Raw genomic sequence first — 12,864 nt, forward strand, 5'->3', positions numbered from 1 at the left:
CCCTCCCACATTAGATAGACCGGATCACATGCTTGATCTCCTGGAAAGCCGCCAGCCCCCACGGTCCCAGCTCGCGGCCGATGCTGCTCTGCTTGTAACCGCCCCACGCGGTCTGCGGGAAGATCACTTGCGGCGCGTTGATCCATACCAGCCCGGCCTGCAAGGCATTCGCCACACGCTCGGCGGTTTCGGCATGGCCGCTGACCACACTCGCCACCAGGCCGAAGTCGCTGTCGTTGGCCAGGGCGATCGCTTCTGCCTCGCAGGTAAAACGCCGGACACAGAGCACCGGACCAAAGATCTCTGCGTTCCACAACGCACTGTCCAGCGGCACGTCGGTGAACACTGTGGGGCGAATGAAAAAGCCCTTGGGCAAGTCCGCCGGGCGTTCACCGCCGCACAGCAAGCGGGCGCCGTCCGCGATTGCGCGCTGGATATGTCCCAGCACCCGCTGATACTGGGTACGGTTGATCAGCGCACCCATTTCCACGTCATCGGCAAACGGGTCCGCCACGCGAATCGCTTCGGCCCGCGCCTGCACACGCACCAGGAATTCATCGGCAAGCGTGTCAGCCACCAACACGCGACTGGTGGCTGAACACATCTGCCCGGCGTTGAAAAAACCGCCACCACAGGCCAGTTCCACCGCCAGGTCCAGGTCGGCATCCGCCATTACCAGCAGCGAAGACTTGCCGCCCAGTTCCAGGCTCACGCCCTTGATGGTTTCGGCCGCGCGCTGCATCACCTGCACGCCAACGGCGTTACTGCCGGTAAAGGAAATCTTCGCTACTCGACGGTCCGCCGCCAACGGCGCGCCGACATCCAGGCCTGTGCCGCACACCAGGTTGAACACGCCAGCGGGCAAGCCTGCCTCGGCGATGATCCGCGCCAACTGCAACTCGGCCAACGGCGTGACTTCCGAGGGCTTGAGCACCACGCAGCAACCGGCGGCCAGGGCCGGGGCGAGTTTCCAGGCGGTGGTCACCATCGGGAAATTCCACGGCACGATCAGCCCCACCACGCCGCAGGGCTCGCGGCGCATACGTGCGCTGAAGTCATCGCCGGGCAACGCCACCGGCTGGTCCTGAGCGGCGTCCATTTCTTCGGCAACGCTGGCGTAGTACTCGAACGTGGCGATCACATCGTCCACATCAATTGCGGCTTCAAACAGTGGCTTGCCGTTGTTGCTCGATTGCAGGTGCATCAGCTGTTCGCGCTGCTCGCTCACGCCCTGGGCGATCTTGCGCAGCAGGGCGGCGCGATCACGGCCGGTGCTGTTCGACCATTCGCTGAAGGCCGCGCTGGCGGCGTCGACCGCCTGGGTCACCGCCGTCGCATCGCCGACGCTGACCCGGGCCAATACCGCCTCGGTGGCCGGGTTGATCACCTCGAGTACGGCTTGGCCGGCTCGCCACGCGCCGTCGATGTAGATCCCGTTCGACACCGCGCTCATACCGCCACCTCTTTCATCCACAGGCCCTGGTGGATTTCGATCAGCGTCGGCCCTTGGCGATCAGCGGCGCTGCGCAGTGCCGTCCGCAGATGCGCGATGCCCTGGATGCTTTCAGCGGCACAGCCCAACGCCTTGGCTACGCCGATAAAGTCCGGCGTATAGATGTCCACACCCACCGGCTCGATGGCGCGGTTGACCATGTATTTCTTGATCTCTTCATAGCCCTGGTTATTCCACAGCAGCACGATGATCGGCGTGCGCGCCTCCACGGCGCTGGCCAGTTCCGGCAGGCTGAATTGCAGGCCGCCGTCACCGATCAGGCACACCACCGGTTGCCCGTCGCCACGCCCCAGCCACGCCCCGATAGCGGCGGGCAGGGCGTAGCCCAGGGTGCCGTAGCCAGTGGATGAGTTGAACCAGCGGCGCGGGTGGTCGAGGTTCAGGGTGAGGTTGCCGCTGTACACCGGTTGGGTCGAGTCGCCGACCAGCACGGCGTTGGGCAACTCCTCCAGGACGGTGTCGAGGAACCGGGTTTGTGCGCGGGTGGCGGCGTCCCAGCCAGGGTTCAGTTCGGCCCACAAGCGTGCCACACGCGCAGCGCCCCACGCGCGATTGCGGGGCGGCAAGGGTTTGCTGTTCAACTCGACCAGCAGCGCTTCGGCGGCGATTTGTGCATCGGCCACCAAGGCAACCTGCGGCGGATAGTTGCGCACGGTCTGGTCCGGGTCGATGTCGATGCGCAGCAACGCACCGGGAATCCCGAAGCCGCCGGCGAAGGTGACGTCGTAGTCGGTTTCCGCCAGCTCGGTGCCGATGGCCAACACCACGTCCGCTTCGGCAACCAAGGCGCGGGTGGCGACCAGGGTCTGGGTCGAGCCGATCAACAGCGGATGGTTGGCAGGCAGCATGCCCTTGGCATTGATCGTCAGGGCCACCGGCGCGCCGAGGGCTTCGGCCAGTTGCGTGAGTTCTGCGGCTGCATCGATGGCGCCGCCACCGGCCAGGATCAAGGGCTGCCTGGCCGCTGCGAGCAACTGGCTCATCTGCTTGATAGCCGATGGCGCGGCACCGGCGCGCGCCACGCTGACCGGTTCACTGCCCAGCAGTGCGTCGGCGTTTTCTACCAATACATCCAACGGGATTTCGATATGCACCGGGCGTGGTCGTCCGGCCTGGAACAACGCAAAGGCACGCGCCAACACGCCGGGCAACTCGGCCGCCGACATCAGCGTATGGGAGAACGCCGCCACGCCGGCGATCATCGCGCCCTGGTTCGGCAGCTCATGCAGCTTGCCGCGCCCTCCGCCCAATTGGCTGCGCGACTGTACGCTGGAGATCACCAGCATCGGGATCGAGTCAGCGTAGGCCTGGCCCATGGCGGTGGTGATATTGGTCATGCCGGGGCCGGTGATGATGAAGCACACGCCGGGCTTGCCGCTGGTGCGCGCATAACCGTCGGCCATGAAGCCGGCGCCCTGTTCGTGGCGCGGGGTGACGTGGCGGATGCTGGAACGGGCCAGGCCGCGATACAACTCCACGGTATGCACGCCGGGGATGCCAAACACCTGGTCCACGCCATAGCCTTCCAGGAGGTTGACCAATACTTCGCCGCAGGTCGCCATAAACGTCGCTCTTGTTGTTGAGATAAGGCGTTATTGGACCGGCTGGCCGGTAGCGGCAACAATCGATAAAAAGTCATACTAGCCATGTCCTCACGTCATGGCTGCGCCCCGATGAAACGCCTCCCGCCGCTGTCCGCGTTGCACACCTTCTGGGTCACGGCCCAATGCTGCAACTTCACCCGCGCCGCCGAGCAACTGCACATCACCCAGGGTGCCGTGAGCCGGCAGGTTGCCGGGCTGGAAAGCCACCTGGGCTACGCGCTGTTCCAACGCCAGGCGCGGGGCTTGAGCCTGACCGAGGAGGGGCGTGAGTGGTCGTTGCGCGCCCAGCAGGTCTTCGGTCTGATCGGCGAGGCGGTGGAGCAGATCGGCAGTCGCCGCCAGGTCCTGCAGCTCAAGGCCTCCACCTGTGTGATGCGCTGGTTGTTGCCACGCCTGATGCAGTGGCAGAAGGAGCGTCCGGATGTGCCGGTAGCGCTCACTACCACCGTGGCCTACACCGTGGACTTTCGCCGCGAGCAATTCGATGCGGCGGTGATCTATGCGCCCATCGCCGAGCAGTCGGCCGAGGCGCGGCATCTGTTCGATGAACAACTCACCCCGGTCTGCACGCCCGCGCTGCTCGGTGTGCTGCACAGCCCGGCAGACTTGCAGCAACAGGTGCTGCTGCACCCCACGCGGGATGAACGGGACTGGGCGTTGTGGCTGAAAGCGGCGAAGACGCGACTGAGTAACCTGAGCCAGGGGCATCATTTTGAGACGCTGGATTTGGCGATGACGGTGGCGTCGCAAGGCTCCGGTGTGGCGATAGGCGACCGCGCGTTGATTGGCGACGATTTGAAGGCCGGGCGGTTGGCGACGCCGTTTGAGCTGCGGGTGCCGACGGGGATGGGCTATTACCTGGTGTATCCACCGGGCACCGAGCCTTCGGCGGGGCTTGAAGCGTTGATGGATTGGTTGGTCACCCAAGCCAAAATCTCCTGACATTCATCTATCAAATGTGGGAGGGGGCTTGCCCCCGATTGCAGTGTGCCAGTCAATACAGGTGTGACTGATCGACCGGTATCGGGGGCAAGCCCCCTCCCACATGTTAGTAGCCGACAGTGAAACGCTGGCGCGGGTGCTTGGGTGTTTCGACTTCGTCGATCAAGGCGATGGCGTAGTCGGCAAAGCTGATCCAGCTGCGACCTTCACTGCTCACCAGCAGATCGTCCTGGCCCACGCGGAATTGACCGGTGCGCTCGGTCTCGACGAACTCCGCCGAAGGCGACAGGAACGTCCAGTCCAGTTCCTTTTCCTGACGCAGCGTGTCGAGAAACGCGGCACCTGCACTGGCTTCGGCTTTGTACTCAGCCGGGAAACCTGCGCTGTCGATCACCCGACCGCCACCCGGCAACAACAGCGAACCGGCACCGCCCACCACCAGCAGGCGTTTCACCCCGGCTTTCTTTACCGGCCCGATCACGGCGCTGGCCGGTAGGGTGGCGAAGTGCGCTGCGCTGATCACCACGTCACTGCCGCTGATGGCCTGTTGCAGGGCCTCTGCGTCCAGGGCATCAACCTGCTTGACGGTGACGCCAGGGCGCGTCGCCAGCGTGTCGGTGTTACGTGCAATGGCCACAACGCTATGCCCGCGACGCAGGGCTTCTTCCAGCAGTTGGCTACCGGCACGGCCGGTGGCCCCAATGATTGCGATCTTGCTCATGACGTTCTCCAGTACGGTTAAGGTTTGAAACGGTTCACCACTTCATTTCGCCCTTGGCGACTTTGGCGCTGAGTTCCAGCGAGCTTTCGTCGGCGAGGGTCGGGTAACGCTGTTTCATGGCCGCGATCAGGGCTGCGGAATCCTTGGCCTTGGCGGTTTCGGCGTCGAAGGCCTTGATGTAGTCGGCGGTAAATTTCACGGATTGAACAGACGGCGTACCCAGGTAATGGCCCGGGATCACGGTGCGCGGTTGCAGGTCTTCAATGCGTTGCAGGGTGGCCAGCCAGTCTTTGTGGGACTGCGCGCTCTGGGTGTCGGCCATCCACACATGAATGTTTTCGGCGACGACCACGCCACCGACCACGGCCTTGATCGAAGGGATCCACACAAAACTGCGATCCGGCTGTGGGCCGTCCAGGCCGATTACCTCCAGTTGCTGGCCTTCCAGGCTCAAGCTGTGGCCTTCGAGGACCTGCGGCACGATAGTTTTGGCCGGCTTGTCCGCACCCATTTTCGGGCCCCAGAACTCAAGCTTGCCGGCGACGGTGTCCTTGATGTGATCGACCACCGGTTGCGGCGCCAGTACCTTGGCGTCGGGGAAGGCGGTGGTGAGGGTGTCGAGGCCGAAGTAGTAGTCCGGGTCGCCGTGGCTGATGTAGATGGTGGTCAGGTGTTTGCCGCTGGCGTGGATCTTCTGCACCAGTTGTTCGGCCTGGCCTTTGCCGAACTGGGCGTCGACCAGGATCGCATCCTTGGCGCCGCTGACCAGCACCGAGGTGACCGGGAAGATCGCGGCGTCGCCAGGGTTGTACACGTCCAGCTTCAGCTCGGCGGCGGCCGCGTGGGCGGCGAAGGCCAGGGCGGCGGTGGCCAGGGTCAGGCGCTTGAGGGGGGAGAACATCGGGCAGCTCCAGCATCGGTAAAGGATGCACAGAGCTTAGTTGCACAAAACCAGACTAAAAATGCGATGCTGGGACATAGTTTGTTTCTGAAATCGGGCAAATCATGGACCGTCTCCAAGCAATGCGCGTGTTTGTCACCGTGGTGGACCTGGGCAGCCAGTCCGCCGCCGCCGATCATCTGGACCTGTCGCGCCCGGTGGTGTCGCGCTACCTGGCCGAGCTGGAAGACTGGGTCGGCGCACGCCTGCTGCACCGCACCACGCGCAAGCTCAGCCTTACGGCGGCCGGCGGCGAAACCTTGCCGCGCTGCCGACAATTGCTGGACCTGTGCTGCGATATGCAAGCCGCCGTCAGCGAGCCGGATGACGCGCCCCGTGGCCTGCTGCGCCTGAGCGTCAGCACCTCGTTCGGCCAGGCGCAATTGGCCGCAGCCATCGCCGAGTACGTCAAGCATTACCCGTTGGTAACCGTCGATCTGCAAATGCTCGACCGCACGGTGAACCTGGTGGATGAGCGCATCGACCTGGCCATCCGCACCAGTAACGACCTGGACCCCAATCTCATTGCGCGCCGCCTGACCCTGTGTCGCTCGGTGGTGTGCGCCTCGCCGGCGTATCTGCTGGAGCATCCAGCCCCGCAGAAAGTCGAAGACCTGGCCGGGCACAACTGCCTCACCCATTCCTATTTCGGCAAGAGCCTGTGGCATTTCGAAGAGCGGGGCGAGCACGTCTCGGTGCCCATCACCGGCAACATCACATCCAACGAGGCCAGCACCTTGTTGCGCGTGACGCTGGCCGGGGCCGGTGTGTCGATGCTGCCCACTTACCAGGCCGGCGATTACATCCGCCGTGGCGAACTGGTGCGCCTGCTACCCGACGCCGAGCCCCGGCAGATGAACATCTACGCGGTGTACGCCTCGCGCAAGCACATGCCATCGGCACTGCGCAGCCTGTTGGATTTTCTGGTGCTGAGGTTCCCGGAGGAGCCTGCGTGGGACGTCGGTCTGTAGGGCGACATAAACCTGTTGAATGTCGCCCGATAATGGCAACTCGCCCTGGTTGACCTATGCTTTAAACAGCACCGTTTAGATCCGCAGAGGTCTGTGCCATGAGCATTAAAACCAGAAAGTACCTGATGATTGTCACCCTGTGCGCCATCGCCAGCGCGCTTTACGGGACCGCTGCCTACCGTGTTGAACTGACCCGCATGCAGCCGACTTTTGCGATCAGCTGCCATCAGGACCAATGCGTGCCGCATACCGGCAGTTTCAGTGCGCTCAGGTAATCGGCTGTTGAGCCTTGAGTTGCTCGCGAAACGCCTTGGGTGAGAACCCGACCCGTCGGCGGAACAGCCGCGAGAAGTTGGTCGGGTCGGAAAAACCCAGCACTTCCGACATTTCATTGATGGTCATGCTGGTGTAGGTCAGCAGGCGCTTGGCTTCCAGCAATTGGCGGTCGTGCATGATCTGCAGCGCAGGCTGCCCACCCAGTTCCCGGCATGTGCCGTTGAGGTGTGACACCGAGATGCCCAGCTTGTGGGCCAGATCCTCGATCTTCGGGTGTTCGCGGTAATGCTGCTCGACCAGTTGGGTGAAGCGGCGGAAGTATTCACGCCCCCTCGGCGCCCGTGGGTGGCGCTTCTGGATGGCCTGGCGGCTGATCCACACCAGCAGCACGCTGACCAGCGCGTGCATCATCATGTCCCTGGCCGGTTGTGCGTCGGCGTATTCATCCTGCAAGCGGGCGAACTGGCTGTTCAGGTAATCACTGTCCTTGCCCGCCGGGTAACTGCCCAGGGACTGCAAACCGTCCACCGTCGCCCCCAGTTGTGTCTGCAGGTGGCTGACCAGCGGCGCCGCGAGGGTTACCACGTAGCCTTCGACATCCTCGGGAAACCGAAAACCGTGCACGCACAGCGGCGGCAGGACTTGCAGCGTCGCTTCGTTCAGCGTGGTGCGCTGCCCTTCGATTTCCAATTGTGCCTGACCTTTGTGCACATACAGCAACTGGCACAGATCCGCGTGCCGGTGGGGCTGGATTTCCCACTGGTATTCCCGACTGCGCCGGGAAATGGTTTCGCAGTGCAACAAATCGGGGGTTGGCCATTGCTGGTTTTCCCCGTAAAGCTTGAAGACCGGAATCGCGGTTTTGGTCATGGTTTCAATCCGATACTCAGGAGAGTGGTGCGGTAATCGCCCCGATTGGCAAAAAGCGCAGGCTTTGGCTCAGTTTTCACCTTCTTATGCCGGCCACTCAAGTGAAAAATGTCAGCAACAAGACCAATGACAACTCTTTCACTCAATCCGTTCGAGTGGAACTTGCGGACCATAAAAATAATGAAAACGCTGAAAACCCAAGTCGCCATTATTGGCGCCGGTCCCTCCGGACTGTTGCTCGGCCAACTGCTGCACAACGCCGGTATCCAGACTCTGATCCTGGAGCGCCAGAGCGCCGATTACGTACAAGGCCGCATCCGTGCCGGGGTGCTGGAACAAGGCATGGTCGACCTGCTGCGGCAGGCGGGCGTCAGCCAGCGCATGGACAACGAGGGCCTGGTGCATGAGGGCTTCGAGCTGGCGCTCAATGGCCAGCTGACCCACATCGACCTGAAGGCGCTGACCGGCGGCCAGACGGTCATGATCTACGGCCAGACCGAAGTCACCCGCGACCTGATGGCCGCCCGTGCTGCCGCGGGCGCCATCACCCTGTATGAAGCCCATGACGTGCAACCGCACGACCTCAAAAGTGATCGACCCTGGCTGACTTTCGAACATCAGGGCGCAGCCTTTCGCCTGGAGTGCGACTATATCGCCGGTTGCGATGGTTACCACGGTGTTGCGCGCCAATCGATCCCGGCTGAATCACTGAACGTCTTCGAACGGGTCTACCCTTTCGGCTGGCTCGGTATCCTCGCCGATACGCCGCCGGTTCACCCTGAACTGGTGTACGCCAAACATCCGCGTGGCTTCGCCTTGTGCAGCATGCGATCGCCGACGCGCAGCCGTTATTACCTGCAAGTGCCGGTGCAAGAGCCGCTTGATGAATGGTCCGATGCGCGCTTCTGGGACGAACTGAAAACCCGTCTGCCCAGCCACCTCGCAGCCGACCTGGTGAGCGGTCCGTCGATCGAGAAGAGCATCGCGCCGCTGCGCAGCTTTGTGGTGGAGCCGATGCAGTACGGGCGTCTGTTCCTGCTCGGCGATGCCGCGCATATCGTGCCGCCCACCGGGGCCAAGGGCTTGAACCTGGCGGCCAGTGACGTGAGCACCCTCTATCGGATTCTGCTGAAGGTCTACGGTGAAGGACGGGTGGATTTGCTGGAGCGCTATTCCGCCATCTGCCTGCGGCGGGTGTGGAAGGCCGAGCGGTTTTCCTGGTGGATGACCTCGATGCTGCATCAGTTTCCCGAGGCGGATGGCTTCAGCCAGCGCATCGCCGAGAGTGAACTCGATTACTTCATCCACTCCGAGGCCGGGCGCAAGACCATCGCCGAAAATTACGTCGGGCTTCCTTACGAAGCTATCGAATAGCCTGCTATCGTATCGAGCATTTCCGTGGGCCGCCTTTTCCCGCGGGCCCTGCTCGAAGGTCTTGCCGTGACGCACCTCAATCAGCCCGTTCCGCCGCTGCCCGCCGTGCGCAGCATCCTCGCCTCACTGATGATGGCGATCTTCCTGGGGGCCTTGGACCAGACGATTGTCGCCGTGTCCATGCCCGCGATCTCCGCCCGATTCCATGACGTCAACCTGCTGGCCTGGGTCATCTCCGGCTACATGGTGGCGATGACCGTGGCGGTGCCGATCTACGGCAAGCTGGGCGACCTGTACGGGCGGCGGCCGATGATGCTGATCGGCATGGGCCTGTTTACCCTGGCCTCGCTGTTCTGCGGCATGGCGCAAAGCATGGAGCAACTGGTGCTGGCGCGGATCCTCCAGGGCATTGGCGCGGGCGGCATGATCTCGGTGAGCCAGGCGATCATCGGTGACATCATCCCGCCCCGCGAACGCGGGCGCTACCAGGGCTATTTCAGCAGCATGTACGCGGTGGCCAGCGTGGCCGGGCCGGTGCTCGGCGGCTACATGACCGAGTACCTGTCGTGGCGCTGGGTATTCCTGATCAACCTGCCATTGGGCGCCGGCGCCTGGTACGTGGCCCATCGCACGCTGGTGGGGCTGCCGGTGCCGCAGCGCAAGCCGATCATCGATTACCTCGGCACGTTGCTGATGATCATCGGCCTGACCGCGTTGTTGCTGGGCATTACCGAAATCGGTCAGGGCCATCATTGGCGCGACGATCAGGTGCTCGGCTTGCTGGCGTGTGCGCTAGTGGCGTTAACGGTGTTTGTCTGGCATGAACGGCGCGCCCGGGAGCCGTTGTTGCCGATGCATCTGTTCGCCAACCGCAGCGCGGTGTTGTGCTGGTGCACGATTTTCTTCACCAGCTTCCAGGCGATTTCCCTGACGGTGCTGATGCCGCTGCGCTATCAGACGGTGACCGGCTCAGGCGCTGACAGCGCGGCCCTGCACCTGCTGCCCCTGGCGATGGGCTTGCCGATGGGCGCCTATTTTGCCGGGCGCATGACCTCGGTGACCGGCCGCTATAAACCGATGATCCTCAGTGGCGCCTTGCTGAGCCCCTTTGCGATTCTTGGCATGGCCTTGAGCGCGCCCCAGGCGGTGGGGCTGACGGCGATGTTCATGTTGCTGTGCGGGATTGCGGCCGGCATGCAATTCCCCACTTCGCTGGTGGGCACGCAGAACTCGGTGGAACAACGCGACATCGGCGTCGCCACCAGCACCACCAACCTGTTCCGTTCCCTGGGCGGGGCGGTAGGGGTGGCGTGCATGTCGGCGCTGTTGCTGGCGCTGTTGCAGGACTCCAGCTTCGCCCACCTGGCCAGCGGTGCGCTGGTGGCCGAGGGCAGTTCCGGCAACGTGCTGCTCGACGGCCTCAACGCAGCCCCCGGCCCGGCGCAGGACGCCCTGCGCGGGGAACTGGCGGTGACCTTCCGGCATTTGTTGATGGTGAGCGCAGCGGTGTCGCTGCTGGGGCTCGCGGCCGCTGTCGCAATGCCCAACCGGGTACTGCGCGGCCGTGAAGACAAAGCTAAGTAGCCGGCAGGACACCATTCACGGGCTGTAGTAACCCACCGCCACCATGAAATGCCCGGCCTTGCGCACATACGCATGCTTGTTCTCGACCTTGTCGGTCACCGGGTTTTTCCAGCGGTACTTGTATTCGCCCTGGTCCTGCTCGGCCATCAGCTTCAGGATCGGCTCGCCCACCGGCCTGCCATCGGGGTCCTTGATCTTGCTGAAGTCGGTGTTGATCAGGCGCAGGTTGGTGCCATGGGCCACATAGCGCTGGGTATCGAGGTCGACCACGAACACGTAGAGGTCATCCTGCAGGAAACCGCCCTGCAAGGAATTGATGGCCTGGAGCGTGCCGGTTTCATCCTTGAGCAGTGCGTTCACCGCCTTGTTGCGCAGGGCGCGGGCCTGTTCCGGAGTGGCTCGGGGCAAGTAGTAACCCACCGCCAGGATGCGTTCGCCCACGCGTTGATAAAACACGTGCTTGTGCTCGACCTTGCCGTCGTTCCAGTTCTGCCAGCGGTAATCGGCCTGTTGGATGCCCTGGCCGTCCGGCACCTTGAGCGCGTCCTTGAATGACTGGCGCAACTCCGGCCCGAGCACCTCGGACACGTCGCGGCCGATCAAGGCGGAAGAGGGCCCGCCACTGGCCAGCAGCACGCCCCGGGTGTCGACCACGAACACATAGCGGTCATGGTCGACAAACTCGCCCTGGCGACTGAAGGCGGCAAACGCCTTGTCGCCATTGCCCTGGTAGTAAGCCAAGGCTTTTTCCAGCAGCGCCTTGGCGGCCTGGGCGTCCTCATCCTGAGCCGTCGCGGCGTGCACCTGGCTGAAACACAACAGCAGCAGCCAGGTGGTTCGAAGCAGTGCCTTCATTACCCGTCCCTCGATCTTGTTGGTGTGACAAGAGCGTAGACGGTCGCGGGCCACTCAGAAGGGTTTGGTCGGCAGGTACTTGCCATCCAGGGTGATCACAGCGCGCGAGCCGCCGTCCGGGTCCTCGACCTTCTTGATGTCCAGCTTGAAATTGATCGCACTGATGATGCCGTCACCGAATTGCTCGTGGACCAGCGCCTTGAGGGTCGAGCCGTAGACCTGGAGCATTTCGTAGAAGCGATACATCGTCGGGTCCGTCGGCACACCGCCGGGGAAGCTGCCGCGCAGGGGCACGCTTTGCAGCAGGCGGCTGGCGTCCTGGTCCAGGCCGAGTTTGTCGCACACTACATCAGCCGCCTCCTTGGGCAACGGGTGCTGGCCGAGCAGGGCGGCGGTGACAAATGCCAGGCTCAGCCCGGTGCCGTCGGTGAGGTCCTGCCAGGACAGGTTCTTGCGCGCCTTGAGTTCGATCACGGTATCGGCCAGGGCCAGGCGTGGGGTTTGGGCAAAGTGGGATTGCAACATGGTGGTGTCCTCTTTGGTTGGAATAGGTCAGGCAGCGTGAATCTGATCCAGCAGCGACACAAAGCCACCGCTGCGTTCGTCCAGGGCGTCGATGGCACCGCTCTCGATGTCGTACACCCAGCCATGCAGGTTCAGCCGGCCTTGCCCGAGCGCCAGGGCGACCGAAGGGTGGGTCTTGAGGTTGGCCAGTTGCGCGATCACGTTTTCGCGCACCAATGAATTCAGGCGGGCGGCGTCCGAGGCATGCTCGCGGGCGGCGTTGATCAGCCTGGCCGACTCGGCGTGGCGCAGCCAGTTGGCCACGGCCGGCAGGTGGTCCAGGCATTTGCAGGTGGAGATCGCGGTCATGGCGCCGCAGTCGGAATGGCCGCAGATCACGATGTCGCGCACCCCCAGCACCGCCACTGCGTACTCGACCGTGGCCGACACACCGCCAGGTTCCGGGCCGTAGGACGGCACGATGTTGCCGGCGTTGCGGATCACGAATAGATCGCCGGGTTCCTGCTGGGTCAGCAGTTCCGGGACCACCCGGCTGTCGGAACAGGACACGAACAACGTGCCGGGGTTCTGGGTGGTGGCCAGGTGTTTGAACAGGTCGCTGCGTTGGCCAAAGACTTCTGACTGGAACTTGCGAAAGCCGTTGATGAGGTCTTGCATGGGGTTCTCCTTGCGTCGCTGATGGGGCAAGG

13 protein-coding genes are annotated in these 12,864 nt (G+C 63.4%); 5 read left to right on the forward strand and 8 right to left on the reverse strand.

Annotated elements, in window-relative coordinates; translation table 11 throughout:
- Nucleotides 1-10 precede the first annotated feature (10 nt).
- Together BM017_RS19265 and BM017_RS19270 are read right to left on the reverse strand one after the other, a co-directional pair.
- Nucleotides 11-1,453: an aldehyde dehydrogenase family protein gene (locus BM017_RS19265; RefSeq protein WP_092247267.1), complete on the reverse strand. Its 1,443-nt coding sequence runs from the start codon at nt 1,451-1,453 to the stop codon at nt 11-13.
- Nucleotides 1,450-3,075: a 5-guanidino-2-oxopentanoate decarboxylase gene (locus tag BM017_RS19270; protein WP_092247270.1), complete on the reverse strand. Its 1,626-nt coding sequence runs from the start codon at nt 3,073-3,075 to the stop codon at nt 1,450-1,452. The genes BM017_RS19265 and BM017_RS19270 overlap by 4 nt, the downstream gene beginning before the upstream one ends.
- 111 nt (nt 3,076-3,186) lie before the next feature.
- On the opposite strand from BM017_RS19270, the gene BM017_RS19275 reads away from it, so the two are divergent.
- Nucleotides 3,187-4,059: a LysR substrate-binding domain-containing protein gene (locus tag BM017_RS19275; RefSeq protein ID WP_092247273.1), complete on the forward strand. Its 873-nt coding sequence runs from the start codon at nt 3,187-3,189 to the stop codon at nt 4,057-4,059.
- Between the two features lie 106 nt (nt 4,060-4,165).
- On the opposite strand, the gene BM017_RS19280 is transcribed toward BM017_RS19275, so the two are convergent.
- Nucleotides 4,166-4,780, reverse strand: coding sequence for an NAD(P)-dependent oxidoreductase (locus BM017_RS19280; RefSeq protein ID WP_092247277.1), 615 nt, complete (start codon nt 4,778-4,780; stop codon nt 4,166-4,168).
- A gap of 34 nt (nt 4,781-4,814) precedes the next feature.
- Complete coding sequence (locus BM017_RS19285) at nt 4,815-5,681, reverse strand: MBL fold metallo-hydrolase (RefSeq protein WP_092247280.1); 867 nt, start codon at nt 5,679-5,681, stop codon at nt 4,815-4,817.
- Between the two features lie 104 nt (nt 5,682-5,785).
- Here BM017_RS19285 and BM017_RS19290 point away from each other — a divergent pair, with 104 nt between their 5' ends.
- The gene (locus tag BM017_RS19290) at nt 5,786-6,691 is read left to right on the forward strand and encodes a LysR family transcriptional regulator (RefSeq protein WP_092247283.1); all 906 of its coding nucleotides are present in this window, start codon (nt 5,786-5,788) and stop codon (nt 6,689-6,691) included.
- Between the two features lie 98 nt (nt 6,692-6,789).
- Nucleotides 6,790-6,966 (forward strand): hypothetical protein, encoded by a 177-nt coding sequence (locus BM017_RS29165; RefSeq protein ID WP_165447907.1) that lies wholly within the window; start codon nt 6,790-6,792, stop codon nt 6,964-6,966.
- Here the strand turns inward: BM017_RS29165 and BM017_RS19295 are convergent.
- The gene (locus BM017_RS19295) at nt 6,959-7,837 is read right to left on the reverse strand and encodes a helix-turn-helix domain-containing protein (RefSeq protein ID WP_092247288.1); all 879 of its coding nucleotides are present in this window, start codon (nt 7,835-7,837) and stop codon (nt 6,959-6,961) included. The genes BM017_RS29165 and BM017_RS19295 overlap by 8 nt on opposite strands.
- 189 nt (nt 7,838-8,026) lie before the next feature.
- Here BM017_RS19295 and pobA point away from each other — a divergent pair, with 189 nt between their 5' ends.
- Nucleotides 8,027-9,211, forward strand: a complete 1,185-nt coding sequence (gene pobA, locus BM017_RS19300) for a 4-hydroxybenzoate 3-monooxygenase (protein WP_170856105.1) — start codon at nt 8,027-8,029, stop codon at nt 9,209-9,211.
- A gap of 66 nt (nt 9,212-9,277) precedes the next feature.
- Nucleotides 9,278-10,795: an MDR family MFS transporter gene (locus BM017_RS19305; RefSeq protein WP_092247642.1), complete on the forward strand. Its 1,518-nt coding sequence runs from the start codon at nt 9,278-9,280 to the stop codon at nt 10,793-10,795.
- Nucleotides 10,796-10,810: 15 nt separating this feature from the next.
- Here the strand turns inward: BM017_RS19305 and BM017_RS19310 are convergent, their stop codons facing one another.
- Genes BM017_RS19310 through BM017_RS19320 form a run of 3 tightly spaced genes read right to left on the reverse strand, consistent with a single transcriptional unit; the run spans nt 10,811 to nt 12,832 of the window.
- A complete protein-coding gene (locus BM017_RS19310) occupies nt 10,811-11,650 on the reverse strand; it encodes a cache domain-containing protein (RefSeq protein WP_092247295.1) in 840 nt (279 codons plus the stop codon).
- A 54-nt stretch (nt 11,651-11,704) separates the two neighbouring features.
- Complete coding sequence (gene cynS, locus BM017_RS19315; RefSeq protein ID WP_071488970.1) at nt 11,705-12,175, reverse strand: cyanase; 471 nt, start codon at nt 12,173-12,175, stop codon at nt 11,705-11,707.
- Nucleotides 12,176-12,202: 27 nt separating this feature from the next.
- Nucleotides 12,203-12,832, reverse strand: a complete 630-nt coding sequence (locus BM017_RS19320; RefSeq protein WP_092247298.1) for a carbonic anhydrase — start codon at nt 12,830-12,832, stop codon at nt 12,203-12,205.
- Between the last annotated feature and the right edge of the window lie 32 nt (nt 12,833-12,864).

This window comes from Pseudomonas sp. NFPP04 (assembly GCF_900113815.1).
Lineage (GTDB): Bacteria > Pseudomonadota > Gammaproteobacteria > Pseudomonadales > Pseudomonadaceae > Aquipseudomonas > Aquipseudomonas extremorientalis.